This is a genomic window from Kitasatospora sp. NBC_01300, from assembly GCF_041435235.1.
Lineage (GTDB): Bacteria > Actinomycetota > Actinomycetes > Streptomycetales > Streptomycetaceae > Kitasatospora.
On sequence record NZ_CP108409.1, the window covers coordinates 851,771 to 874,445 of the forward strand.

Consider the following 22,675-nt stretch of genomic DNA (forward strand, 5'->3'; position numbering starts at 1 on the left):
TTTCCACGTGAACCGCTCCAGTCGCTCCTCGTACCAGAACGCCAACTCCCGCTCCGGCGCCGGCTCTCGCGCCGCCTCGGGCTCCCGCTCCGGCGGCGGTTCCTTCTACGGCTCCCGTCCGGCCGGCGGCCGGCGCCCCTCCGGCCGGGGCCCCCGCCAGGACTCCTCCCCGCAGGGCGAGTTCGCGATGCCGGTGAGCACCACTCCCGCCCTGCCGGCCGTCGAGTCCTTCGCCGAACTCGACATGCCCGCGGCCCTGTTGAAGACGCTGACCCGCCAGGGCGTCACCTCGCCGTTCCCCATCCAGGCCGCGACGCTGCCCAACTCGCTGGCCGGCCGCGACGTGCTCGGCCGGGGCCGTACCGGCTCCGGCAAGACCATCGCCTTCGGCCTCGCCGTCCTGGCCCGCACCGCGGGGCAGCGGGCCGAACCCCGCCGCCCGCTGGCCCTGGTGCTGGTCCCCACCCGTGAGCTCGCACAGCAGGTCACCGAGGCGCTCACCCCCTACGCCCACTCCGTGCGGCTGCGGATGGCGACCGTGGTCGGCGGGATGTCGATCGGCCGCCAGGCCCAGGTGCTGAACCGGGGCGCCGAGGTCGTGGTGGCCACCCCCGGCCGACTCAAGGACCTGATCCAGCGCGGCGACTGCCAGCTGGACGGGGTCGGCGTCACCGTCCTGGACGAGGCCGACCAGATGGCCGACATGGGCTTCCTGCCCCAGGTCACCGAGCTCCTCGAACAGGTCGCCGAAGGCGGCCAGACCATGCTGTTCTCCGCGACCCTGGACCGCAACGTCGACCGCCTGGTGCGGCACTTCCTCAAGGACCCGGTCACCCACTCGGTGGACCCGTCCGCGGCAGCGGTCAGCACCATGGAACACCACGTGCTGCACGTGCAGAACCACGACAAGAACGCCACGATCGCCCACATCGCCTCCCGCGACGGCGGGGTGATCATGTTCACCGACACCCGGGACCGCGCCGACGCGCTGGTCGAGGACCTGCTCGCCAACGGGGTCAAGGCCGCAGCCCTGCACGGCGGCAAGTCCCAGCCCCAGCGCAACCGCACCCTGGAGCAGTTCCGCACCGGCCACGTCACCGCGCTGATCGCCACCAACGTCGCCGCCCGGGGCATCCACGTCGACGGCCTCGACCTGGTCGTCAACCTCGACCCGCCGGTCGACCACAAGGACTACCTCCACCGGGGCGGCCGCACCGCCCGGGCCGGCGAGTCCGGCACCGTCGTCACCCTCGTCCTGCCCAGCCAGCGCCGCCAGATGGCCCGGCTGATGACCACCGCCGGCATCACCCCCGTCACCACCAGGGTCCTCGCCGGCGACGAGGACCTGACCCGCATCACCGGCGCCCGCGTCCCCACCGGCGTGCCCGTCGTCATCGCCGACCCCGTCGTCGAGCGTCCGCGCCGCAGCGCGGCCACGAACCGCGGCCGCCGCGGACGCCCCGCCCCCACCGGCGGCGACACCCGCGCGGCCGCCGGCCGCGACAACCAGGGCTCCTCGGGCCGTCGCCGGGCGCCCAGGCGCGCCACCCTCGCCGCGTAGCACGTCGGCGGGCCCGGCTCACGGTGCGGGCCGGGCCCGCGCAACCCCCCGGGCCCCCGGGCCCCCCAGGCCTCCGCGGCACCCCGGTCCGCTCCGATGTACGCAGTCAGCCGCCCCTCCGCCAGTGCCCCGATCACCGCCGACCCCGGCGGAAGCGACACGAAGGAGCCCGCCCATGACCATCGCCCCCGGACACCCCGCAAGCACCGCCACGGTCGGCGACCTCATGAGCCGCCCGGAACTGCAGATCAGCGACGACGTCATGGTCGACACCGCGATGGACATCCTGAAGAGCTCCGGCAGCGACCACCTGCTCGTCCGCGACGACGACGGCCGCTGCGCCGGGCTGCTGACCCGCCTGCACCTCGCGCCGTTCCAGGCCCGGTCCTGGTACACCGAGCGCACCCCGGTGCGCGACATCGTCCTCGACCGCGCCCCGTTCGCCACCGCCGACATGCCCGCCACCACGGCGGCCGCCGCCATGCGCTCCCGCAGCCTGGACGCGTGGCCGGTGGTGGACCACGACGGCCGCGTCATCGGCCTGCTCAGCTTCTAGACACGATCCCCTCGACGATCCTCATCAGGCGCTCCCCCGCCTGGTCGACGCTCCCGTTCTGCGCGCAGACCTGCGCCCCTTCGAGCACGAAGGTGATCTCGGCCGCGGTCTGCGCCGGGTCGGGCAGCCGGGCCTCGGCGCACATGGCGACCAGCCTGCGCAGCTGGCCGGCCTTGTGCTCCTCGATGACCTGCCGTGTCGGGTCGGAGCGGTCGGGCAGTTCGGCGATGGAGTTGATGAACGGGCAGCCCCGGTGCGAGATCGCCGGCAGCCCCTCGGCGATGAAGCGGGCCAGGCCCAGGATCTCCGCCAGCCGCTGGAGCGTCGCCGGGGCCGGGGCCGGCCACGACCGTCGCCTGGACTTCGCCCTTGATGACCACGACTTCGCGTCGGAGATGGAGGAGATCAGGGAGAACGGCTACTCCATCTCCCGCCACCGCTACGAGTAGACGGACGTCTGCAGCGTCACCCGAGGTGGATCCTCTGCCACTCCAAGGACGTCATGGTCAGTGCGGCCTCCGCAAGGGTGCGAGCCGACTCGGTCTTGAGGCTGCCGAGACTGCTGTCAATCCACGGCTGGACGTTCTGGTACCCCTGCTCGCGGTACTCCACGGCCTGGATCAGGCACTCCAGCTTGTCCGCGTCATGGGCGACGGTGACTTCCAAGCTCTCGGCGTTCTCGTACTCCTCCACGATGGCCTGGACCCCGGCAACGACGGCCGGGTGAGCGGCGCTGACCTGGTCAGCGGTCACTCGCTCGTTCGAGACGGCGGTGAGGTAGCGCCGGCTGACGTGCGGGATATCGCTGACCCGGGTCTCCTGGGTGTCGTGGAAGAGACACAGCAGGGCGACCTTGGCCGGGTCGGCACCCTCCATCATCGCGAGCACCGCGCCGACTACGCCCGTGCGGAACGAGTGCTCCGCGACCGACTCGGGGTCTTTGACTCCAGCGATCCACCAGCCCTGGCGCTTCGCCCGCTTGAGCATGCCCGCCTCGAACAGGTAACTCGCGGTGCCCTTCGCCTGCTTGTCGTCCGTCATAGCTGTCCTTCGCTGTCGGATCGGTAGTTGCTGGACCCACCTACCCGCAGACCGTAGTGCACAGACTCCAGCTCTCGACGGGACTGCCGCGAAAGGCCGTCACCGTCAAGCAGCGTGCGCACTCGTGCGGCCAGCTCGCGGGCTGTCCGGGGGTCCGCATCGGCCAGGCCGCGTCGGGTGAGCATGAGTGCCCAGATCGAATGGACGTACAGGTCGGTGTACTCGCCCGCGCGATCCAGCCGGATGGCGAGCTGTCGCAGCAGCGTGGAGGCGTCCCACGCCGGGCAGTCCTGCTCGGCCATGAAGTCATCACTGGTCTGGGGACGTGAGTCGAGCCCGAGCCAGTGAGCCCAGTAGTTCAGGTTCGCGGCTTCGAAGTCATCGTTGTCGGTGATCGAGCGGGCGATGAAGTCCCGGAGCAGTTCGGGGTCCCCTTGTCGCGCCAGTGCTGCCGCGACCGACCGCGCTTCGGCCCAGCGGGGTGACCACCCCGAACCGGCCGAGGGAATCCGGCCTCGGCGCCGCATCCCGCTGAACCACTCGGCCACATCGCGCGCCCGGTCGTAGGAGGACAGGTAGCAGACCTGTCTCCGGAGAAGGGCGGTCTCCTCACCCCCGGCCTCCACCACGTCGGCGGTGTGCCGGAGGTTGTCGAAGAAGCACGAACGCACGTCCTGCCCAAGGAGCGGCGCAGTGGAGACCGGCCCGCGTCGTGCGGCAGGGATGCTCAACTCGGCGGCCACCGCGCCGGGCAGAACCCCGCTGATGGCCCAGCCGATCATGTGCGTGGTGTCCCGGGTAAGCACCCACCCGGCCAGCGGATGCCTCAAAACCTCGGCCCTCGTGGGCCGGGACCGCAGTATCTCGCCGAGGACGAAGTCTGCGTCCATCGCGAGGCTGATCAGGTCCACCAGCCCGGTCGGCGCGCCGAGCAGGATCAGTTTCCGGCGCAGCACCACCAGGTTCCCGGCCCTGGTGGAGGAGAGTGGCCGACGGCCGGACTCCCAGCCCTGGACAGTGCTCTTGTCGATGCCCAGGTCCACGGCCAACTCGTCCTGAGTCCTCGGGATCTGCTCCCGGATGACCTTGAGCAGGAAGCCGGAGATCACCCCTTCGGGAACCCGAACGAGCGCGGACTGACTGCCAGTCAGCGTCTCGGTGCGCCTCGGTGGTGTCCGAGCAGCCATTCCGGGCCCCCTTGGCCTCGATCGTCCGGGTAACTCGTACTGGCAGTCCGTCGCACCCTGGATTCACCGAACGTAACTTCATGACTACGGCATCGCGGGGTGGCAGCGGAAGCCTAGTGCCAACTCCGCCTCCTGCGAACAGCCGTGATGCCCTGCCGCAGATCCCCGTGCGGCAGCCTCAACCACCCAGCAGGAGGACCAGCATGTCCACCAGCACCATGCCTGCGGCCGACAAGGTCGGCGAGCGCGCCCGCGAGATCCTGGCCGCCATCACCGCGGACCCCGAGTTCTCGGCGTTCGAGGCGGCGACCCTGGAGTACTCCAGTGACTGGCAGTGCTTCACCGGGTTCCCGACCATCAGCCAGTGGAACCTCGACACCGACAAGGTTCCACTGTTCGCCGAGGGCCTGCGCGCCATCGCGCTCAAGGCGGCGGCCTACGAGCTGACCGGCAGCGAGACCGACGCCGAGCTGGCCTTGCCCGTCCCCGTGGACGAGATGACGCACGCGATGATCGCGCAGCCGCAGCTGCTCGGCCGCATCGCCGAGCGGACCGGCTTCACGCTGATCCACCAGACCGACCAGGAACACACCGACTACACCGGCGGCGAGTACACCCACGCGGCGTACCTGGCCGCGTGGGGCACCGAGCCGCCCACCCGCTACTGGCTCGACAAGGCCGAGGTGGACCGCCGCCTGGCCATCCTCGCCGAGAAGTACAACTCCATCGGCTTCGGTCGCAGCGGGCGAGAGCACGCCATCACCTTCTAGCCCTCGGGTAGCTCCTGGCCGGCACTCGCGTACCGGCCGGGAAGCAGCCCGATGCGGTCTCCGTGCACACAGGCCGGGATTCCCTCCCGGCTGTACCGGAAGCCGTCGTCCGGGTTGAACGGGTAATCCCTACTGGGGCGTTCGAGCACATCGAACGCCCCAGCGGGGAGCCGGAGGCTGGGGCAGATCCAGCACGCATCATGATCGTCGTCGTCGTTGATGAACGGCTCGGCGGACATAGACGCAGAGTAGCGATCGCGACGCCGAAGCGCGCAAGCCCCAGGTGTCGCGGGAGTTCCGAGGGCCGACCCGCCCCACAGCCGCCCTCGGCGAAGGAGGACAGAGCGATGGCGCGACACGCCCCCAAGCGTGAGCACCGAGAGGTCGTAACCGGCCCCTCGGAATCCGAGTTGCAGCGGGACCTCGTCACCTGGAACCCGCTGGACGACTACAAGGCGGCGAACGCGGCCGACAGGCCCCGCCCGTGGGCACTCTCCTTCAAATCGCCGCCGGGCGGTCGTCGCGTTCCTGTGTCAACTGCGTTGCCAGCAGGGGCGCTGCACGAGTTCCCGATGCGGAGGCGCAACTGTGAGCTGTGCGATCCGGGGCGACCCGGTCCGGCACCGCGCGGACGGCTGCCCACAGGCCGGGAACAAGGCGGCTCAGACGAGCACGACCCGGCGGCCGCGGGTGTGGCCGGCGTGGCTGTCGATGTGTGCCGCCGCGGCCTCGGCGAGCGTGTACGACTTCTCGACCGGGATGTGGAGCCTGCCCCGCGCGATGAGGTCGACGGCCTCGGCGAGCGCTTCCGGCATGCTCCCGGCCACGCCGGAGAACCGGACGCCGAACTGCGGCGCCCCGAGATCGGCGATGGAGATCACCTTCTGCGGATCCCCCGTCAGCTCGACGAGTTCGCGGATCACACCTGAACCGGCCAGGTCGAGCGCCGCGTCGACCCGGCCGAGCTGCCGCACCCGCTCGACCCAGCCCTCGCCGTACGTCGTGGCGACGGCGCCCAGGCTGCGCAGGTAGTCCTGGTTCGCGGCCCCGGCCGTGCCGATCACCGTGATGCCGCGGTCGCGGGCGATCTGCAGCACCGCCGAGCCGACTCCCCCGGACGCGCCGCTGGCCAGCAGCGTCTGCCCGGGCCGCACGCCGACCTGACGGATGATCCGCAGCGCGGTCTCCACCACGGAGGGGTAGCCGGCCGCCTCTTCGAACGTCAGCCCTTCGGGCATTCGGGCCCAGGCCGACAGCACGGCGAACTCGGCGTAGGTGCTCGAGCCCTCGCCGAACACGTGGTCGCCGGCCTCGACCCCTTCGACGCCCTCGCCGACCTCGTCCACCACCCCCGAGGCGTCCTGCCCGACGCCGGAGGGCAACTCGATCGGATGGGCCTGGAGGATCTGGCCTTCGCGGATCCTCCAGTCGACGGGGTTGACGCCCGCCGCCCGTACGGCGATGCGGATCTGACCGGGGCCCGGGTGGGGCCGCTCGGCGTCGACGAGCTGCAGAACGTCCGGTCCGCCGAACTCGGCGAAGCTCACCTTCTTCATGTTCTTCATGCGGCCGACGATAACACTAACGGTTAGTGTTTTGGAACAGTTCCAGCTATGTATCTGCTAGCGTGATCGCATGACCGTGCCGCCCGGACGCCGCGAACGCAAGAAGGCCGCGACCCGCCAGAAGATCGCCGACACCGCCCTGCGGCTCTTCCTGGAGCGCGGGTACGACGCGGTGGGGATCCGGGACGTGGCCGCCGAGGCCGACGTGGCCGTCACCACGCTCTTCTCCCACTTCGCCTCGAAAGAGGCCCTGGTGTTCGAACGGGACGACGACTTCGAGCAGCGCCTCACCCGGGCGGCCACCGCCCGGACGCCGCACGAGCCGCTCATCCCCGCGCTGCGCCGCGAGGTCCACGCCCTGGTGCTCCATTGCACGGCGGACGACGCCGCCCCGATCTGGCGCATGATCGAGGAATCACCCGCCCTGCGGGAGTACGAGGAGTCGATGAGGCTGCGCCACGCGGACTCGCTGGCAACGGCCATCGCCACCGACCTCGGCCTGCCGCAGACCACGACGGCCTGCCGGGCGATCGCGAGGTTCGCGATCGACGCCTACACGCTGGCCCGCGAGGCGGCCGATCCGGAGGCCGCGGTGGACGAGATCTTCCGGATGATCGAGGCGGCTTGGGAGGTCACCGGCTCTGCTCGACGCGCGTGAAGCGTCGCGGAGCGGCCCCACAACCGCACTGAAGGTCCCTTCGACAATTCGAAGGGACCTTCGTGTCTGCAACACATCTACTACGGTTATTTGTGTTCAGGATCCGAGGCTGCAAGGGTGTTGCACCATGAGGATCACGATCACCGTGGAGAATCCGACCCCCGAGGCGCTGGAGAAGCTGCTCGCCTTCGCCACCATGCCGGACGCCGTCGTGACCGCGCTGCCCGACGACCGCTGGACACCGGAGCGGGCCCGCTCGTACTACGACCGCCTGCCGCCCCGGGCGCAGCAGATCCTGCTTCAGGTCGTCGAAGGCGACGGCGAGTGCGCCGCAGAGGAGCTGAAGGCGAACGGCCGCAGCCTGCGGGGATCCACCGGCGCGTTCCGCCGGGTCCTCTCCGAGGGCAAGCGGACCGGCCTCTGGCCGGACGCCCTGCCCGTGCCGCTGGTGTCCCACGTCGTCGGCGGGCAGCTCAAGAAGCTCGAAATGCCCGGATTCGGCACCGACCAGTACCCGTACTCGGCCTTCGAGGAGGGACTGCGCGACGCGCCGGCCCGCGATCGCTGACCGCCCGGGAAGCCGCTCAGGCCCGCACCCCCATCGGTCAGTTGTCGCTGTTGACGTTGGTGAGGGCGGCGCTGTAGCCCGTGGAACAGTACAGGATGTCGGAGCCGTCGCCGGTGTGCCAGCGGCCGTTGATCGTCTGCCGGATGCCCTTGACGCTGTCGCTTTCACAGATCAGGACGAGTTGCCAGTGGTTCTTCGGGGCGCTGGTCTGGCAGTTGACAGAGCCCCAGTTCTGGCCCTGGTTGGTGACGCAGTAGGAGATCGCCGAGGCTGACGGCGCGGCGATCAGCCCCGCTCCCATGAGCAGTGCCGCTCCGGTGCCGATGGCTGCGATTCGACGCATGACCTTCTCCTTGCCATAGATCCGACAGTATGTGCGGCCAGCATTCCGAAGATGTGAATGCGCGTATACATGAACAGCACAACTGGCCGAAACCGGACCCCTCTGCTTCGGTTCGGTGATTCGGTGGCGCGCCGAACTGCAGTGCAGGTGAGGGCCCGCAGTGCAGGTGAGGGTGCGGGGAGGGCGTAGCAGTCCGGTGACATAGCAGGGTCTGTTTCGTCGACTGCTCGCACTAACTTCGTTCCTGTACGCAGCCACGTTGCTCCTGGTCCCCGCAGGAGAGGCCACCGGCAACGAGCTGTCCCTCACCCGTACTTCGCCCAGGAGCACCGCATGTCGACCTTAACGAACCGTCGCTCGTCCGCCGTGCGCACGCTGGCCGGCTCCGCCCTGGCGGCCGCCCTGCTGGTGTCCACCGCGACAGCTTGTTCCAGCCCGTCCCCCGCGAACCAGACCGCCGCTCCGGCCGCCACGCCCACCCCGCCCAGCGCGCAGGGCACCACCCCGCCGGCCGCTGCGCCCAGCACTTCCACCACGCCCGACGCCGCCGCGCCGGCCGGCACGCCGGCCGCGCCCCCCGCGCCCGGCACCGCCGCACCGGCCGCCACGCCCACCGCGCGCCACACCACCACGCCGCCGGCCGCCCCGCCCAAGGGGACGTCCCCGGTCCGCACCCAGAAGCTGGTGGACGGCAGCACGGCCGAGATCCGCGCGACCGGCAACCAGAACTACGTCGCCAAGATCGTCAACAACGGTACGGAGTACGGCACGCTGGAGACGCACAACTCCGACGCCGGGGTCGACTTCAACGACATGTTCATCGTGCTCTCGATGGACGGCACGGCCCACTCCTGGATGGGCGGCGGACACCAGGGCCCGGGCACGTTCAAGCTCGCGGGCGGCTGGACGGCCAAGGTCACGAAGATCGGCGAACTCCACTACCGCGCACAGATCCTCGGCAACGACGGCGCGGTGAACGGCACGCTGGAGGCGAACCAGCAGGACGCCGGAGCCGTCGCCAACGGCGTGTACATGGTGCTCAGCACCGGCGGCGAGATCAGCGCCAACATGTGACCACCTCCCCGCCCCAGGGGCGGAGGGGGAGCGGGTTTCCGGTGGGTTCGGCCCTCTCGATCCGGGAGAACGAAGTCAGGGCGTGAACTCCCATTCACCGGTGCCTCTGACGCTTTCCAGAGGCACCGTTTCGCAGCCTCCGGGCGGCGCGTCCTGCCTCGGCAGGCGACCGGAGGGCTTCAGGCCCTGGTAGCGGCCGGCAGTGATCCGGCCGTGGAAATCGACGTACGTCCCGCTCGGGGAATGATCGAGGGAAGGCCCGTCGAACTTCCAGGTCGAGGTCGACCCGTCGTTCCAAGCCAGGATCTCGACGCCCGACCCGAGGGAGTCCGAACCGGTGGGGCCACCGCAGTAGATGTTGCTGGAGGCGCCGGAGAAGGCTCCCACGAACGAGGTGAGTCCGGGAACAGTGGCCCCGGAGCAGAGGCTGCCCGTATCGAGATGGGTAACGACCTGATCCTTTCGGGTGACGGGGTCCAGCCCGGGAGAGAAGCCCGTGACGTCGCTGCCCCGGCTGCAGATCACAGCCGACTCCGCGGCATGCGCGCTGATGGCGACAGGGAGGGCGAGGGCGGTGGTGGCGAGGAGTGCCGTGGCGATCACGGCTCTACGGACGGCGGTCATGGAGATGTGCCCCCTGTGGGCGAGGCCTGTTTGACGGTCGGTACCGTCCACTACCAGCCAGGCGCAGTGGATCGCCCGGCGGGTGGGGGTGCGGGAACGCCGCTACGCCACCGGGACCGACAGCGTGGTGTCCATGGCCGTCGAGGCGGGGCGTGCGGCGCTGGCGGACGCCGCGGTGAGCACCGCGGCCGTGGACGTCGTGGTCCTGGCCACGTGCTCGATGCCCTCACCGATGCCCAACGGCGCCGCACAGGTGGTGGCCGGCCTGGGCTGCCGGGCGGCGGGCTTCGACCTGAACGCCGCCTGCTCCGGTTTCAACCACGGTCTGGCCGTGGCCGATGCCATGGTCAGGGCCGGGACCGCCGGCGGTGTCCTGGTCGTCGGGGCCGAGCGGATGACCGACTGGGTGGCACCCGAGGACCGCGACACCGGACCGATCTTCGCCGACGGCGCGGCCGCGGCCCTGGTCCTGCCTTCGGACGAACCGGCCATCTTCCCGGTCGCCTGGGGCAGCGACGGCGCCCTGGCCGGGCTGATCGCCATTCCCGCCGCCACCGGCCGGATGGAGATGGCCGGGCGCAAAGTCTTCCGTTGGGCCTCCACCGCCTTGGCACCCGTCATCGAGGCCGCCTGCGAGCAGGCCCGGCTCGAACCCCGGGACCTGAAGGCGTTCGTGCCCCACCAGGCCAACCTCCGCATCATCGACGCGCTCGCCCAGAGCCTGGAAGCACCGGAGTTGGTCACCGCCGCCGACATCGTCCACGCCGGCAACACCTGCGCGGCCTCCGTCCCCCTCGCCCTGCACGCCCTGCGGGAGAGCGGCGGGATCGTCGGCGGCGACCCGGTCCTGCTCCTCGGCTTCGGCGCCGGCCTCGCCTACGCGGCGCAGGTCGTGCTGTGCCCGTGAGCCGGACGCGATCCGCCTCGGACCGCGAACCCGCGAACCCGCGAACCCGCGAACCTACGAACCTACGAACCGTTCAACCAGAGACAGGAGCAGTACGAGATGACCACCGACTTCGCGATGCTGGCCCGGGTTCGGCACATCATCGCGCTCCTCGCCGAGCGCCCCGACGACGAGATCGGACCCGAGGACCGCCTCTTCGAGGACCTGAGCCTGGACTCCCTCCAGATCACCGAACTGGCCGAGAGGTTGGAGCAGGAGACGGGGGCGCCCGTGGACGAGGAGCAGCTGAACGCGGCCGGGACCACCGTCGCCCGCTGCGCCGAGATCGTGGCCGGGGCCTGAGCCCGGTCCTCCCCCAACCAGTGATCAGTGGAACCGCAGGACGCCCTGCCGACGGCCGTTCGCGACCGGCCGGAGGGCGTACCCGCCGCGGCGGCGCGGTGCTCGAAAACTCCCCGTTCGACCCGGACGCGCCCGGAGGTGACCTGCTTGAACCCCGCGTTCGAACAGCGCCATCATCTGTCCCCTGCCGGCCACACGGCCACCCCGACTCAGCCGCACTGAGGCTGGTTCGGCCCGGACGGGCGGGCAGGAGAAGCGTCCCGTCGCCCCCGCTCAACAGCCCCGTCGGCCCGAGTGAACGAGGAGTCCGCACAGTGATCGATTTCGAGGTGCTGACCGCACTGGCCGCCCACGAGGGCATCGAGCGGATCGGCGTCGGCGTGGTGGTCCGCGACGCCTCCGGCCGGATCCTGCTGCTCCGCCGGGCCTCGCACGGCGCCCTTCCCGGCCGGTGGGAGTACCCGGGCGGCGGCCGGGAGGGCGGCGAGGGGATCGAGGGGATCGAGGCGGGCGCGGCCCGGGAACTGGCCGAGCGGACCGGGCTCGCCGGGCTGCCGCTGGAGTACGCACGGAGCCTGGACCTCACCGACCGCAACGGCCGGCGGGTACGGCAGTTCGTGTTCACCGCCGTCGTGCCGGACGGCACCCCGGTCACGCTGTCGGCCGAGCACGACGACCAGCAGTGGGCCCACCCCGACCAACTGCCGCAGACCGGCGACGGAGAGCGCGAGGTGATCAGGTGGCTCACCCGCCACCTGGCGATCCCGGGCTGGCGGCCGGTCGGCGGCTACCTCACCACCATCGCGCGGCCCACGGTCTACGGGTGCTTCCTGGTCACCGACCCGGACGGCCGCGTCCTCGGGATGCGCTCGACCATCAACCCGGCCGTGTGGAACCTCCCCGGCGGCAACGTCGAGCACGGCGAGACCCCGTTCGACACGGCACTGCGCGAGGCCCAGGAGGAACTGGGCCTCGACCTCGCCGCGGAGAACCCCGAGGTGATCGCCCGGCGGCGCCTGGTCGCGGTCGTCCACGAGCAGGCCGGTACGGAGTACCCGGTGCCGGTGTGCGGATACGTCTTCGACGGCGGCGTCCTGACCCGGGAGCAGCAGGCCCGCATCCGGCTCGACCCGGCCGAGCACACCGAGTGGCGCTTCGAGACTGCCCACGACTGGGACGCGCTGATGACACCGGACCGCTACCAGCGGCTCCTCCAGGTACTGCGCGCCCACCGCTGCGGCACCCCGCTGTACCTGGAACGCCCCTCCCCGGAGGGCGAGTTCGAAGGAATCATGGTCCTCGTCACCGACCGGCACGGCCGCCTGCTGATGCACCACCGCGACGACGAGCCGGGCATCGCCTGGCCGGGCTACTGGACCCCCGTCGGCGGCTGGCGCGAGGGCGACGAGACCCCGCAGGAGAACGCGGCGCGCGAGGTCCGCGAGGAAGCCGGCATCGAGATCACGGGGCTGCGGATCCTGCCCGGCCCGCACCACGAACTGGTCTCCCCGCTCACCCGCGTCCTGCACGCTGCCTGGGACGGCCCGGAAACGGACCTCCGGCTCGGCGACGAGGGCCTGGCCGTCCGCATGGTCCCCCTGGCCGAGGTGCTCGACCTCAAGGTCCCGCCGTACCTCCAGCACTACCTGCCGCTGCTGGCCGAGGGGATCGACGGGGCCGATGGGGCCGATGGGGCCGACGGGGCGGACCAGCCCGCGAGGAGGACCTCGTGAACCGGCCCTGGCGCAGCGAAGCCGGCCGGTCGGACCGCCCGGCCCCGTCGCGACCGACGGCCTGAGGATGGCCGGCCGCCACCGCCGCCCGCCCGAGCCGCAGCTGCCGGCCGACACCGACGCCCGGCTGCGGGCCATCGCCGACCAGCGGCCCGTCGTGGAGGAAGGCATCGTCACCTTCCCCGCCAGCACCGTCCCGTACGCCTACCGCACCGTGCACCGGCCCGACGGCGGCACCGACCAGCACCTCGTCCGCCTCGAGCTGCCCCGGCGACCACCCGGGTGACCGGCTCGGCAGCCGACGTTCCCGACGAACCGTCACCACGGGTGGACCGCCGTCCGGGGCCAGGACCCGCCCCTCTGGGCCGTCAGCGCTGCCCGACCCGCTGTCGGCCGGTTCGCCGGGAGGCGGCCACGACGGAGAAGGCGTACTCCCGCATCCGGAGCTCGTAGGCGCGTACGCCGTCCACCAGCGGCGCACCGGAGGCCGCGGCCCCGGCCAGGGCCCGCGCCAGCTCGGCGGCGTCGCGGATCGCGGTGTTCGCGCCCATCGCCAGCACCGGGCTCATGGCGTGGATCGCGTCCCCGAGCAGGGTGACGGGGCCCGGCTCCCACGGCGGTACGGGGCCCGCCGTGGAGATGCGCAGCGGGAACAGCGAGTCGGTCTCCCAGCGGTCCAGGAGGCGGTGCACGTCGGGGTGCCAGTCGTCGCCCACCAGGCGTCCGGCCAGCTCGCGCAGGGCGGGGCCGTCGAGACCGCGCAGCGCCTCGAACGAGGGCATGGCGGGGTGGTCCGTCGGCGCTCCCACCAGGCAGGCGATGTAGTCGCCGACGGGGGTGAGGGGGACGGGCGGCGTGTGTGCCGGGCCGGCGGCACCGGGAGGGCGGGCGAAGCGCACGGGCCCGAAGCCGACGTGCGGGCTTCCCGGGCCGCCGGTCACCACGGTGAAGATGCTGTCGAACACCCACGACGGCAGTGCGCTCGCCTCCTCGGCCTCTCCGACCCCGCTGCCCAGCCCGTCCAGCGGAATCCTGCCGTAGATCAGGCGCAGTCCCGCGTCCTCGACCCGGGCGTGCGGCAGCAACTGTCGGCGTATTGCCGATCCGACCCCGTCCGCGCCGACCAGCAGGTCGGCGCTCGCGCTGCGGCCGTCGGCGAACCGCGCGGTGACCGTTCCGTCCTGCTCCCTCTCCCAGCTCAGCAGTTCCGCGCCGTGGCGCACGGTGTCCGTGAGGCCGGAGAGCAGGATCTGGCGCAGCGTCGGCCGGTTGAACGCGTACGAGCGGTACGGGTGGGCGGCGCCACCGGTGGGATCGGGGCCCGGCGCGGTGGGCCGGTCCGCGAGCGCGCCCAGGTGGCGGTCGCGGACGGAGACCCGGGCGGGCGGCGAGGCGGCGGTCGCCAGGCCGAGCCGGAAGAGGTGCTCCGGCAGGCAGCGTTCCAGGCCCGCGAGCCCGGGTTCGTCGAGCTGGACGCGGTAGCCCTGCGGCCTGGCGTCCGGGTGCGGGTCCCGCTCGTACACGGCGACGTCGAAGCCGCGGGCGCGCAGCCCGTGGGCGAGGGTGAGGCCGCCGAGTCCGGCGCCGGCGATGATGACACGGTGCTGGTGCACAGTCTTCTGCCTTCGTTGTGGTCACGAAGGAAGCACTGGGGTTCCGCGAAGGGAACAAACACCGCGAGGGCGCCGCTCAGAAACACCATTCAGGAGCGATTTTTCGCGCATTCCGTTGAATCTGGCCCCACAGTAGCAGCTGGCCGCCGGGTGGAGGGACCGGTCTCCTCAACGGGAATTCGGCCCGATTGGCATGACCGTTCAAGTGATACGCTCACAAGATGACGAACCAGGAGGGAACGCCCCAGGCGCCGGACGAGCATGCGGACCTGTGGCTCACGCCGGCCGAGCTGGCCTCCTGGATGTCGGTGGTCCGCCTGATCACCCGGCTCCCCTGGGCGGTCGACGCCCAGCTCCAGCGCGACGCCGAGCTGAGCATGGTCGAGTACATGACCCTCGCCATGCTGTCCGAGGCGCCCGAGCGGACCTTGCGCATGAGCGTCCTGGCCGAGCACGCCAGCACGTCGCTGTCCCGTCTGTCGCACATGGTGAAGCGACTGGAGAGCCGCGGCTACGTCCGGCGGGAGCCGGATCCGACCGACGGACGGTTCACCAACGCCATCCTCCTGCCCGCCGGCATGGGCAAACTGGAGGCGGCCGCCCCCGGACACGTCGCCCATGTCCGCCGCCTCGTCGTGGACAACCTGTCCGGCGAGCGCCTGCGCAGGCTCGGGCAGGACGCGGAACGCATCCTCCAGCGCATCGACTCGCCTGCGCGCTGAGTCCAGGGCTTGATCACTCAAGTCACGACTGTGGCCGTAGGGCCTCTCGACCCGTGATAGAAGCGAAGCACCGCACCCTTTCGCCAGATTGACTTGAAGGTTAAAGTCAATACAGAAGGGCGTCGATCCCGGCGCCGCCTCGCCACCTCCGTGCGGCACGGATCAGGGAGCTGAGATGTCACTGGAGAACGAGAAGATCATTCGCAACGCCTACCAGGTCGCCGAGGAGCAGGACGTCGCCGGCTGGATCGCGGCGTTCACCGAGGACGGGACCTTCACCGACATGTCGGTCCCGTTCACCTACCGCGGCGCGGACCAGCTGGGCAAGACGGTCGAGACCTACGCGCGGGCGTTCCCCGACATGCACCGGGAACTCGAACGGTTCTACGTCACCGGCGACGTGGTGATCGTGCAACTACGCCTGCAAGGCACCCACCTCGGCCCGCTGGAGCTGCCGTCCGGCACCGTCCCGCCGACCGGCAGGCGCATGGACGCCCCGTGCTGCGACGTGTTCGAGCTGGTCGGCGGAAAGATCAAGCGCTTCGACTGCTACGCGGAAGGTTCCGTCATCGCCGCCCAGCTCGGCCTGGCCTAAGTCCCGCCACGGCTTGAGCCTTCAAGTGATTGGATCTAGAATCCGACGTGGAGGCTCAAGCGGGAACATCGGCACCTGCACCTGTCACCCGGCCACACCCGACGGAGCCCGCCGCACCACCGCCGGCCTGCCCCAGCAGGACCGGCACGGAAGGAGCGCCCACCGTGAGCACCCTCAAGATCGCCGTGATCCTCGGCAGCACGCGCCCCGGCCGCAACGGCAAAGCGGTCGCCGACTGGGTCATCGACCGCGCGGGAGCCCGCGCCGGCGTCGAGTACGAGCCCGTCGACCTCGCCGACTGGCCCCTGCCCTTCATGGACGAGCCGCTGCCGCCGTCCATGGGCCAGTACCAAGGCGAACACACCAAGGCGTGGGCCGCAAAGGTCGCCGAGTTCGACGGCTACGTCTTCGTCACCCCGGAGTACAACCACTCGATCCCCGGCGTGCTGAAGAACGCCCTCGACTTCGCCTACGCGGAGTGGAACAACAAGGCCGCCGCCTTCGTCTCCTACGGCACCCTCGGCGGCGTCCGCGCCGTCGAGCACCTGCGCAGCATCGCGAGCGCACTCCAACTCGCCCATGTCAACCAGCAGCTGTCCTTCTCGCTGTACTCCGACTTCGAACAGCTCTCCCTCTTCAAACCCGGCGAGCACCACGACGCCGCGGCCACCCGGCTGTTCGAACAGCTGGAGGCCTGGTCGGCGGCCATGAAGACGCTGCGCGGCTGAGCCGCCCCAGCCGCCCGCCGAACCCGTCGTACGCCTCGCCGCCACCCTGCGCGCAGCGACCCTCGGTGCTGGTCACCGACCCGGAGCCGTCGGTGACCGGCACGGCGCCGACCCACCGTTCGCCCCGGAACCCGCAGCCCGTCGCCGACCCTCCGCAGCAGCGTCGCGCCGGGGCCAGGCCGCTGCGGGTGCGCCGACGGCCACCTCGGCGCACCGTGGACCTATGGCCCTCGCCGGGCCGTCGGGGCCTGTCGACGCCTGCCGACGCCTGGGTCCGCTTGGGCCACGAAGAGCCGGTGGAGCCGCCGGACACACGCCCCGCAGGTGCTTCGGACGTGCTCGGCGCCCTCGGGCCGAACGCCGCCGCCCTGTCCGGCACCGTCAGCAGCCGGCCGGGCACACGTCGTATGCGTCGCCGGGGCGACGGACCGGACCACCGACCAATCACGCGAATGCCTCGAAAGGGAAATCCGCCATGTCCTACCCAATAGCTCACTACTGGGGCGAATCGGGCGAGAATACGGCAAATCTCCGATTCGGCGCCGCCGCACCGGACGTGTTGATCGGCGCGGGGGGAACAAGCGTCCACTACCTGGTCGACACGCCCTCCGCGAACAAGACGTTCGGTCTGTACCGATTGGACATGGGGCCCCGGCCGACAGGCCCCGCTCCGCACTTCCACCGGACCATGTCCGAGTCCTTCTTCGTCCTGTCCGGGGTCATGCGCCTGTACGACGGCGAACGGTGGATCGACGCCGAGGCGGGGGACTTCCTGCACGTGCCGGAGGGCGCCGTGCACGGCTTCCGCAACGAGTCCGACGAACCGGCCTCGATGCTGATGCTCTTCGTGCCCGGCGTGCCACGTGAATCGTTCTTCGAGGAGATCGCGGAGGTCGCGGCCCGAAAACGCCCGATGAGCGACGCCGAATGGGCCGAACTCTACGGCCGGCACGACCACTTCCTGGCCTGACCGGCCCCTGACCGGCCCGGGCGGCAGGGCCCGCGGCCTGCGGCCGCTCCCCACCCGCGGAACGGGCACGGCCGGTGTCAGCCGAAGCACCGGACGGTCGCCGGATCGGCGGGTTCGTAGGGGTGCCACTGGTCCGCGGCGGGGCGGCCGGTGGCGACGAAGGCGGCGATCGCGCGGGAGAAGGTGTCGCCGAGCGAGCGGACGGCGGCGGTGGCCTCGCCGAGCATGGGGCTGTCGGGGTAGGCGTCGAAGGTGTCGAAGAAGAAGGGCAGTTCGGCGCAGTGCGCGGCGCCCAGGCCTGCGGGGTCGGGTACCGGGGCGCGGTCGAACCGGTAGACGTAGGTCGGGTTTCCGGCCGCGGCGTGGCGGTCGGCGATGGCGAGGGTGCCGTCACGGAAGACGAGCCCGGTCTCGAACTCGGTGAGGATGTCGGCCGGGGTCGCGTCCGGCCGCCGGGCCGCGAGGCGGTCGTACCGCTCGCCGCCGCCGTCGGCCCGGCCGGCCGCGACCGAGCGGGCCCGGTCGGCGGTGATCTCCCGGATGCGGGGGTCGAAGGCGAAGAAGGAGGTCATCTCGTTCCTGGTGGTGCCGGTCAGCAGGCCCTTGCCGTCGAGGCGTCCGTCGACCACCGCCTGCTGCCACGTCGCGGGCATCCCGGGGGCGCCGAGGACGGGGTACATGGGCGGGGCGACGCTGCCCGGGCGGGCGACGTCCCGGGAGAGCTGCTGGTAGGCGGCCAGGACCCGGTCGGCCGGGACGGCGCGCAGCGCGGCACCCCGGTCCCGGACGCCGTCCAGGCCGAGGAGGCCGAGGAAGCGCCGGGCGTGGTCGCTCGCCTCCTCGGGGTCCTGCGGGGCGAGCCCGAAGGGACCGCTCTGGGTGATGACCCGGTTGACGGACGGGCCGGTGGTCGGGGAGACGGCGAGGTAGAGGGCGGAGAACGCCCCGGCGGACTGGCCGCCGACGGTGAGGCTGCCGGGGTCGCCGCCGAAGGCCGCGATGTTGCGCCGCACCCAGGCGAGGACGGCGGCCTGGTCCTGCACGCCGAGGTTCTCGATGCCGAGGTCCGGCAGGTAGAGGTAGCCGAGCGGGCCGAGGCGGTAGTTGGCGGTGACGACGACGGCCCGGCCGGCGGCGGCCAGGTGCCGGCCGTCGTACCAGTCCCAGCCGCCGGACCCGCTGGTGAACCCGCCGCCGTGGAACCACACCAGGACGGGCAGGGTGCCCGGGGCGGACCCGTCCGCAGGCGGACGGGGGGTCCACACGTTCAGCGTGAGGCAGCCGTCCTCGTCCCAGTCGGGGGTGCGTGGGCCCATGACCGCTTCGAGCCGGGAGGGGCCCTGCGGGACGGAGGGGCCCGGGCGGTCGGCGTCCCGGACGCCCGGCCAGGCGGGGTGCGGCACGGGGGCGGCGAAGCGCCGCCCGCCCACGGGCGAGGCAGCGTAGGGGATGCCGCGGAACGCGGCGACGCCGTCCTCGACGGTGCCTCGGACGCCGCCGGACTCGATGGTCACGACGGGGCTCTCGCTCAGGGTCATCGGTGTCGCCTTCCTCGCAGACGGGGGACGGCTCCGGTTTACCGCTATCGCCGTGGGACGGGAAGAGGCAACGGTCCGGCGCTCCGCACGGTTCACGACACCTGCCGAACTCGGCCGTAGGCGATGCATATCGGCCAAGCTCGCTTCGTTCCGTCACTACCCGCACACGCCTCGGATACGCTGCGGCAGTCCCGTGTCGGACGTGCGCTCCAAGCCTGGCGAGTCAAGGCCTCCGGCGCGCACGGCCGTTGTCGCCCTGGTTGATCCAGGGGGGCTCAATTGTCATGTCCCGAGCCGGAACGGGCCAGTGGCGGGGACGCCCGGCCGGTCGGGCAGGCCGGGGGGCCGGGACCGGATGAACCACAACCAGGGCGGGAGGCCGACCGGCTGATGACACTGAGCATCGACGAACTGCGGCAGCGACTGACGAGCAGCCAGGGCGGGACGTTCGAGATCACCGGCGAGGAACTCGGCGCCGCCGATCTGGTCTCGCCCCACCTCGGCGACTCGCTGAAGATCGGCAAGGCGACCACCGACGCCGACGCCCTGACGGTCCACGGCACCGCCGCACTCGGCAAGGCCACCGGCCTGCCGGTCACGGTGACCTTCACGGCCGACGCCGACCGCAAGCAACTCGCCGACTTCGACATCGCGTTCACCCTGAGCGCCTGGACCTTCACCACGGCGACGGAGACCGAGGACTTCACCTACCTCTCCACGTTCGGCTTCACCCAGCCCAGGTTCGTCCTGCGCGGCGGCGGCGTCGGCGCCGTCCTGGGCTGCACGCTCGACAGCGCCGCCTACCGCCTGCCCGTCGACACCGACGGCCCGTTGACGCCGGACGGCCACGGCGGCGGTGAGCTGCCGGACGTCACGCAGTCCTTCGGCTGCGCCCTGCCCGGCGACCTGGGCTTCACCCTCACCGACGTCTGGCTCCGCTACGACCAGGACACGAAGACCCTGGTGCTGTCCGGCAGCGCCGCCCTGAGCAGCGGAACCCCGGCCTCCAGCGTGGCCTGGGCGCTGCTGATCCAGGACCGGGGCGACGCGGGCAGGCGCTACCTCGCCGTGGTGCAGGCGGCCGTCAAGCTGTCGCTGTCCGGACTGCCGATCATCAAGGCGCTGGTCCCGCCGGCCGACGACCTGGTGATGCAGCACGCGGCCCTGCTGTTCATCACGGAGGGGCTGGACGACACCGAGGTGGCGGACCTCAACAAGGCCCTCAAAGCGGTCAAGGCCGACTTCCCCGCGGGCAACGCGCCCGAGCTCCCGGCCGGCCCGCTGGACAGCGGGGTCACCGCGTCCCTCGCCTACGACCTCGGCGGCACGCCCCGGGAGGCCGTGAAGGTCCGCCTCGGCGAGGCCTCGCGCACCTGGGCCGCCCTGCCCCAGGACAAGGGGCCCAGCGGCAAGGCCGACCAGCCGGCGAAGGCCGAGTCCAGCGGCCCGTTCCGACTGGGCAAGCTCAACCTCGGCTACACCAAGGGCGCGATCCAGGTCACCGCGGACTTCAGCATCAACGCCCACGCGCTGACGTTCGAGGCGAGCGGCTTCGGGGTCAGCATTCCGCTGGCCGACCCCGGCAGCGCCACCCCCGTGCTCAAGGGCCTCGGCATCAGCGCGAAGGCGGACCCGATCGCGCTGGGCGGCGCGCTGCGCACCAACCCGACTCCGGACTGGCCGGTGCGGTACGACGGCGACGGCATGCTGACGGCCCCGATCATCAGCGTCGGGATCGCCGGCTCCTACGCGCGCAAGGCCGACGGCACCCTCTCGCTCTTCCTCTTCGGCCAACTCGGCACCGGCACCAACCCGGAGGCCGGCTTCGGCCCGCCGCCCTTCCGGGTCAAGGACGTCTCCCTGGGCTTCGGCTACCACAGCGAGGTCCGCGTCCCGGAACTGACCGAGATCGACACCTTCCCCCTGCTCAACCTGACCGGCGGCGCCGACTCGACCCCGATGAAGGTGCTGGACACGCTGACCGGCGGGGCCAAGCCCTGGGTCGCGCCCAAGGACGGCGAGACCTGGGTGGCGGCGGGCCTGCACTGGACGATGTTCGAGCTGGCCGACTTCCGCTCCATGGCACTGGTCGAGTTCGGCGAGTCCCTGGTGATCGCGCTGCTGGGGCTCGGGGAGTTCGACTTCCCCAAGCTGACGGCGGCCGAGCAGAAGGCGGGCAAGGATCCGAAGGTGGCACGGATCCAGATCGCGGCCGAGGCGCTGTACCGGCAGAGCGAGGGCCTGCTCTCCCTGACGGCCCAACTGACCGACAAGTCCTACATCCTGGACAAGAACTGCAAGCCCACCGGCGGCCTCGCGCTCTGCGTCTGGGTACCCCCGAGCCCGCACGCCGGGGACTTCGTGGTCTCCGTCGGCGGCTACCACCCGGCCTTCGTCAAGCCCGGCCACTACCCCGCCGTACCCCGGCTGGGGATCAAGTGGTCGATCAGCAACACCCTCACCCTGACCGCTCAGGCGTACGCGGCCATCACCCCGCACGCGGCGATGCTGGGCGGTGCGCTGGCGCTGGTCTTCGACACCGGGCCGCTGCGGGCCTGGTTCACCGCGCACCTGGACGCCCTGATCCAGTGGTCGCCGTTCTTCTTCGACGTCGCCATGGGCGTCAGCATCGGGGTCCGGTTCTCCCTCCACGTCTGGTTCGTCCACATCACGATCAGCCTGGAACTCGGGGTGGACGTGGAGCTGTGGGGCCCGCCCATCGGCGGCAACGCCACCGTCCACCTGTGGTTCATCAGCTTCCACATCGGCTTCGGCAAGAGCCGCCCGGACCACCTGCCGCCCGTCCCCTGGACCGACTTCCAGGCCCAGCTGCCGCCCAAACAGCAGGCCGTGCAGGCCGATCCGGTGGCCGGGCTGTCCTGGAAGCCCACCGACCCCTCGTCCCTCGCCCGGGTGCGCGACGACGGAACGGACGCCGGCCCCTGGTACGCCTCCACCCACGGGTTCAGCTTCGTCACCTCCTCGGCGGTGCCGGCCAGCAAGGTGCTCTTCGGCGGCGCCGCCGTGACCCAGAACGAGGACCCGCTGCACATCCGCCCGATGCAGCGGGGCGACCTGACGTCCACCCACAGCGTCACGATCACCAAGGACGGCCAGCAGGTCGACCACTCCACCTGGAGCGTCGAACCGGTGCGCTCCAACGTGCCGCAGTCGCTGTGGGGCCCGGGCGAGAGCTCGCTGAAGGGCACCGGGCTGCTACCCGGCCGGCTCACCGGCCTGACGGTCACCGTCCCGGCACCGGCCTTCCACGGACAGCTCGCGGTCGCGCCCGGCGTCCTCGACCTCGACCCGCTGCTGCCCCAGGGCGCCCTGCCCCTGGACGCGGGAGCGGCCGCCGTCGGCCCCGTGGCGCAGACGAGCACGCAGACCGTGGCGGCCATCACCGCCGCCGACACCGGCATCGCCGCTCCGTCGACCGCCGCCACCCGCGAGGCCCTGCGCGCCCAGCTCGGCGGGCTCGGATACCCGCTCGACCCCGTCGGCCCGCTGAGCGGCTACGCCGACCTCGCCCGCGGCGACCTGGCCGCCGAGCCGCTTCTCGTCCCGACCGGAAAGTGAC

The 22,675-nt window shown here is 71.6% G+C and carries 24 protein-coding genes and 1 pseudogene; 16 read left to right on the top strand and 9 right to left on the bottom strand.

The genetic code is table 11. The features are described 5' to 3' along the window. The first annotated feature begins 7 nt into the window (after positions 1-7). Positions 8-1,561: a DEAD/DEAH box helicase gene (locus tag OG556_RS37325; protein ID WP_331744466.1), complete on the top strand. Its 1,554-nt coding sequence runs from the start codon at positions 8-10 to the stop codon at positions 1,559-1,561. A 175-nt stretch (positions 1,562-1,736) separates the two neighbouring features. After that, a complete protein-coding gene (locus OG556_RS37330; protein WP_331744469.1) occupies positions 1,737-2,117 on the top strand; it encodes a CBS domain-containing protein in 381 nt (126 codons plus the stop codon). On the opposite strand, the pseudogene OG556_RS37335 reads toward OG556_RS37330, so the two are convergent. Then, positions 2,107-2,424, bottom strand: a pseudogene (locus OG556_RS37335) (TetR family transcriptional regulator C-terminal domain-containing protein); the annotation flags it as partial. The gene OG556_RS37330 and the pseudogene OG556_RS37335 sit on opposite strands and share 11 nt — an antisense overlap. On the opposite strand from OG556_RS37335, the gene OG556_RS37340 reads away from it, so the two are divergent. Next, positions 2,354-2,566, top strand: a complete 213-nt coding sequence (locus OG556_RS37340; RefSeq protein WP_331744472.1) for a hypothetical protein — start codon at positions 2,354-2,356, stop codon at positions 2,564-2,566. The pseudogene OG556_RS37335 and the gene OG556_RS37340 sit on opposite strands and share 71 nt — an antisense overlap. A gap of 16 nt (positions 2,567-2,582) precedes the next feature. Here OG556_RS37340 and OG556_RS37345 read toward each other — a convergent pair whose 3' ends face one another. Continuing rightward, a complete protein-coding gene (locus OG556_RS37345) occupies positions 2,583-3,158 on the bottom strand; it encodes an HD domain-containing protein (RefSeq protein WP_331744475.1) in 576 nt (191 codons plus the stop codon). Next, positions 3,155-4,345, bottom strand: coding sequence for a helix-turn-helix domain-containing protein (locus OG556_RS37350; protein WP_371523111.1), 1,191 nt, complete (start codon positions 4,343-4,345; stop codon positions 3,155-3,157). The genes OG556_RS37345 and OG556_RS37350 overlap by 4 nt, the downstream gene beginning before the upstream one ends. A gap of 203 nt (positions 4,346-4,548) precedes the next feature. On the opposite strand from OG556_RS37350, the gene OG556_RS37355 reads away from it, so the two are divergent. Continuing rightward, positions 4,549-5,115, top strand: coding sequence for a hypothetical protein (locus OG556_RS37355; protein ID WP_331744481.1), 567 nt, complete (start codon positions 4,549-4,551; stop codon positions 5,113-5,115). On the opposite strand, the gene OG556_RS37360 is transcribed toward OG556_RS37355, so the two are convergent. Next, the gene (locus OG556_RS37360) at positions 5,112-5,354 is read right to left on the bottom strand and encodes a hypothetical protein (protein ID WP_371523112.1); all 243 of its coding nucleotides are present in this window, start codon (positions 5,352-5,354) and stop codon (positions 5,112-5,114) included. The two genes, OG556_RS37355 and OG556_RS37360, sit on opposite strands and share 4 nt — an antisense overlap. 423 nt (positions 5,355-5,777) lie before the next feature. Next, positions 5,778-6,671 (bottom strand): NADP-dependent oxidoreductase, encoded by an 894-nt coding sequence (locus tag OG556_RS37365; protein ID WP_331745457.1) that lies wholly within the window; start codon positions 6,669-6,671, stop codon positions 5,778-5,780. Positions 6,672-6,750: 79 nt separating this feature from the next. Here OG556_RS37365 and OG556_RS37370 point away from each other — a divergent pair, with 79 nt between their 5' ends. Together OG556_RS37370 and OG556_RS37375 are read left to right on the top strand one after the other, a co-directional pair. Next, complete coding sequence (locus OG556_RS37370) at positions 6,751-7,338, top strand: helix-turn-helix domain-containing protein (RefSeq protein ID WP_331744484.1); 588 nt, start codon at positions 6,751-6,753, stop codon at positions 7,336-7,338. Positions 7,339-7,465: 127 nt separating this feature from the next. Beyond that, positions 7,466-7,906, top strand: coding sequence for a hypothetical protein (locus tag OG556_RS37375; protein WP_331744487.1), 441 nt, complete (start codon positions 7,466-7,468; stop codon positions 7,904-7,906). A 37-nt stretch (positions 7,907-7,943) separates the two neighbouring features. Here OG556_RS37375 and OG556_RS37380 read toward each other — a convergent pair whose 3' ends face one another. Beyond that, entirely contained in the window at positions 7,944-8,249 is a 306-nt protein-coding gene (locus tag OG556_RS37380; protein ID WP_331744490.1) for a hypothetical protein, read from the bottom strand. A 333-nt stretch (positions 8,250-8,582) separates the two neighbouring features. On the opposite strand from OG556_RS37380, the gene OG556_RS37385 reads away from it, so the two are divergent. Further along, positions 8,583-9,323, top strand: a complete 741-nt coding sequence (locus OG556_RS37385; protein WP_331744492.1) for a hypothetical protein — start codon at positions 8,583-8,585, stop codon at positions 9,321-9,323. Positions 9,324-9,398: 75 nt separating this feature from the next. Here the strand turns inward: OG556_RS37385 and OG556_RS37390 are convergent, their stop codons facing one another. Beyond that, positions 9,399-9,947 carry a hypothetical protein gene (locus OG556_RS37390; RefSeq protein ID WP_331744495.1) on the bottom strand — a complete coding sequence of 183 codons (549 nt, stop codon included), beginning with the start codon at positions 9,945-9,947 and terminating at the stop codon, positions 9,399-9,401. A gap of 70 nt (positions 9,948-10,017) precedes the next feature. On the opposite strand from OG556_RS37390, the gene OG556_RS37395 reads away from it, so the two are divergent. The 4 genes from OG556_RS37395 to OG556_RS37410 all read left to right on the top strand — a co-directional run bounded on the left by OG556_RS37395 (position 10,018) and on the right by OG556_RS37410 (position 13,215). Continuing rightward, positions 10,018-10,854 (top strand): beta-ketoacyl-ACP synthase 3, encoded by an 837-nt coding sequence (locus OG556_RS37395; protein WP_331745459.1) that lies wholly within the window; start codon positions 10,018-10,020, stop codon positions 10,852-10,854. Between the two features lie 99 nt (positions 10,855-10,953). Then, on the top strand, positions 10,954-11,196 hold the full coding sequence (locus tag OG556_RS37400) for an acyl carrier protein (protein ID WP_331744498.1): 243 nt from the start codon (positions 10,954-10,956) through the stop codon (positions 11,194-11,196). 314 nt (positions 11,197-11,510) lie between these two features. Continuing rightward, a complete protein-coding gene (locus OG556_RS37405) occupies positions 11,511-12,929 on the top strand; it encodes an NUDIX domain-containing protein (RefSeq protein ID WP_331744501.1) in 1,419 nt (472 codons plus the stop codon). 67 nt (positions 12,930-12,996) lie between these two features. Beyond that, the gene (locus OG556_RS37410; RefSeq protein WP_331744504.1) at positions 12,997-13,215 is read left to right on the top strand and encodes a hypothetical protein; all 219 of its coding nucleotides are present in this window, start codon (positions 12,997-12,999) and stop codon (positions 13,213-13,215) included. Positions 13,216-13,297: 82 nt separating this feature from the next. On the opposite strand, the gene OG556_RS37415 is transcribed toward OG556_RS37410, so the two are convergent. Continuing rightward, positions 13,298-14,542, bottom strand: a complete 1,245-nt coding sequence (locus OG556_RS37415) for an NAD(P)/FAD-dependent oxidoreductase (protein WP_331744507.1) — start codon at positions 14,540-14,542, stop codon at positions 13,298-13,300. Positions 14,543-14,763: 221 nt separating this feature from the next. On the opposite strand from OG556_RS37415, the gene OG556_RS37420 reads away from it, so the two are divergent. The 4 genes from OG556_RS37420 to OG556_RS37435 all read left to right on the top strand — a co-directional run bounded on the left by OG556_RS37420 (position 14,764) and on the right by OG556_RS37435 (position 17,557). Beyond that, positions 14,764-15,264: a MarR family transcriptional regulator gene (locus OG556_RS37420; protein WP_331744510.1), complete on the top strand. Its 501-nt coding sequence runs from the start codon at positions 14,764-14,766 to the stop codon at positions 15,262-15,264. A 175-nt stretch (positions 15,265-15,439) separates the two neighbouring features. Then, on the top strand, positions 15,440-15,859 hold the full coding sequence (locus tag OG556_RS37425; protein WP_331744513.1) for a nuclear transport factor 2 family protein: 420 nt from the start codon (positions 15,440-15,442) through the stop codon (positions 15,857-15,859). A gap of 164 nt (positions 15,860-16,023) precedes the next feature. Continuing rightward, entirely contained in the window at positions 16,024-16,587 is a 564-nt protein-coding gene (locus tag OG556_RS37430) for an NAD(P)H-dependent oxidoreductase (protein ID WP_331744516.1), read from the top strand. 643 nt (positions 16,588-17,230) lie between these two features. Further along, entirely contained in the window at positions 17,231-17,557 is a 327-nt protein-coding gene (locus tag OG556_RS37435; protein WP_371523205.1) for a cupin domain-containing protein, read from the top strand. A gap of 77 nt (positions 17,558-17,634) precedes the next feature. Here OG556_RS37435 and OG556_RS37440 read toward each other — a convergent pair whose 3' ends face one another. Then, positions 17,635-19,095: a carboxylesterase family protein gene (locus tag OG556_RS37440; RefSeq protein WP_331744522.1), complete on the bottom strand. Its 1,461-nt coding sequence runs from the start codon at positions 19,093-19,095 to the stop codon at positions 17,635-17,637. A gap of 390 nt (positions 19,096-19,485) precedes the next feature. On the opposite strand from OG556_RS37440, the gene OG556_RS37445 reads away from it, so the two are divergent. Next, the gene (locus OG556_RS37445; RefSeq protein WP_331744524.1) at positions 19,486-22,674 is read left to right on the top strand and encodes a DUF6603 domain-containing protein; all 3,189 of its coding nucleotides are present in this window, start codon (positions 19,486-19,488) and stop codon (positions 22,672-22,674) included. The last annotated feature ends 1 nt before the right edge of the window (position 22,675 follow it).